The organism is Nostoc sp. CHAB 5715 (assembly GCF_020829685.1).
Lineage (GTDB): Bacteria > Cyanobacteriota > Cyanobacteriia > Cyanobacteriales > Nostocaceae > Nostoc.
Map to the genome: position 1 here is coordinate 1 of NZ_JAIVFR010001174.1, position 2,073 is coordinate 2,073.

Here is a 2,073-nt window from a genome sequence, read left to right on the forward strand (position 1 = left end):
ATGATTATGCCATTTCTCCTCAAGGATTTCAAAATGAAGTGATTTGTCATTGATAAATAACCAATGCCCAATGCCCAATACTTCGACTTCGCTCAGTACAAGTGCCCAATGACTAATGACCAATGACAAACCTTGAAGAATTAGTTCAGGAAATTAACCGCTTTGAGGCAATTATATCCGAGTGGGATGAAAGCCAACGGTGTGTAGCAGTAGGTCTAAAAAGAGCAATTGAGGCTTTGCATAAAGCTGCATTGACTAATTTAATTCAAAACCTAAAACAAGAATCAATGTCAGCTTTGCGTTATGCTGTTGCTGATGAAGTAGTGTATGCAGTACTGCTTTATCACGAACTAGTTAAACCACCAAAAGCACCATTAGTGCAGCGCATTCAGACAGCCCTTGAAGAAGTTCGCCCAGGTTTAAAAAGCCATAATGGGGATGTAGAACTAGTAGCAATTAACCCACCAGATACAGTAGAAATCAGATTAATAGGAACTTGCAGCAGTTGTGCAGCTTCTACTTTGACTTTATCTCAAGGAGTAGAACAGGCAATCAAAAACCATTGTCCGGAAATTACCAAAGTAGTTGCGGTCAATAACAACCCTATTGTTAACAACGCAAATTCTGGTTTAATCAGTCCATTTTATTCCAAAATAACTTCTACTTGGATCAAAGTAGCGACTATTGATCAAATTCCTGAATTTAGTGTATTGGAAGTACAACTTGCTGGTACTTCACTGATTTTACATCGTCAAGGTGTTACAGTAACATGTTATCGTAACGCTTGCGCTCATCTAGGATCTTCTTTAGAAAAGGGTAAAGTTGAAAATGGGGTTATTACCTGTCCTTCCCACGGATTCCAGTACAAATTAGAGACAGGTAAATGTTTAACTGCGCCTGATATTTCACTTCAGTCGTATTTAGTAAAGATTAAAGACGATAAGGTTTTTGTGAAACTGCAAAAATGATGATGCGAAGGTAACGTTTCAGCAAATATACTTGACGATTAGGAAATCACAGCTACTTTGCTTTTTCATTTCAGTAGTTCGCGTATTCATTTCAGTGTCTTATGCAAGCAAAATGCCTAAATGCTTTCTCAATATCCCTGAATTTATTCTCATTTGTGTAATTTAGGTATTCATTTTAGTGTTTTGAGAAAGCAAAATGACATATTACTTTCTCAAAATGGCATTTAACTTATTCAAATCCCAGTTTGCTTACTCATTTTGGTGTTTTCCGCAAGCAAAAGGTGATTTGACTTACTCAAAATGACCTTTGACTTACTCATTTTGGTGTTTTCCGCAAGCAAAATCAGCTTTGACTTACTCATTTTGGTGTTTTCCGCAAGCAAAATCAGCTTTTACTTTCTCAAACCCCAGTTTGCTTTCTCATTTCAGTACATCGCGCACTCATGCCAAATATTTGCTATGTAGCAAAAATCACTAAAGACTAGCGTAGGGAATTTTTTTAACTTAATTTGAAAAAAAATAATCCAAAACCCTTACTTTGAAAATTGAAATAATAAAAATTTATCTATAGGAATCCTAAATGATATGTGAAAAATTTTAAGTAATGTAGGGTAGGCTTTGCCCACCAAAACCCGGATATGGTGGGCAAAGCCCACCCTACGTGTATTTCAAAAATCAAATAGGAGTCCTATAATTTTGAAAAGGATGTTGCTTTGAAATCTATTTGCATAACTTTAAATTAACATTAATTGCAAACTGCTACTATTGATACATATCAATATACGCGAATGCGATTGGATATTAATTATCACTTATCTCCAATTACTCATCAACAAAAATTGCCATCAGACAAAACAGTAAATCACCGAACTTTACCTCTATCACCTCAAGGTGCAGAGGTAATTTTAGGTAACATTATTGAACCAGAACAATTAGTTATACCTGTAGCACCCAGTTCCACAACAATGTTCGGGCCTCGTGCTGCTTGTTTGTTATCAGAATCAGGCCCCTTATGGGTATCAGATCCAGGACATCATCGATTATTGGTATGGCAGAAATTACCTACCAGAGATAGACAACCTGCGGATTGGGTAATTGGACAACC

The 2,073-nt window shown here is 36.4% G+C and carries 1 protein-coding gene and 1 pseudogene; both read left to right on the forward strand.

From position 1 onward, the window contains the following. The first annotated feature begins 122 nt into the window (after positions 1-122). Entirely contained in the window at positions 123-968 is an 846-nt protein-coding gene (locus LC574_RS37360) for a NifU family protein (protein WP_229458660.1), read from the forward strand. A 794-nt stretch (positions 969-1,762) separates the two neighbouring features. Then, positions 1,763-2,073: pseudogene (locus tag LC574_RS37365) on the forward strand (hypothetical protein); the annotation flags it as partial.

Excerpts from the sequence above, each read along its gene's own strand:
- LC574_RS37360 (WP_229458660.1), top strand. The coding sequence starts at position 123 with ATGACAAACCTTGAAGAATTAGTTCAGGAAATTAACCGCTTTGAGGCA.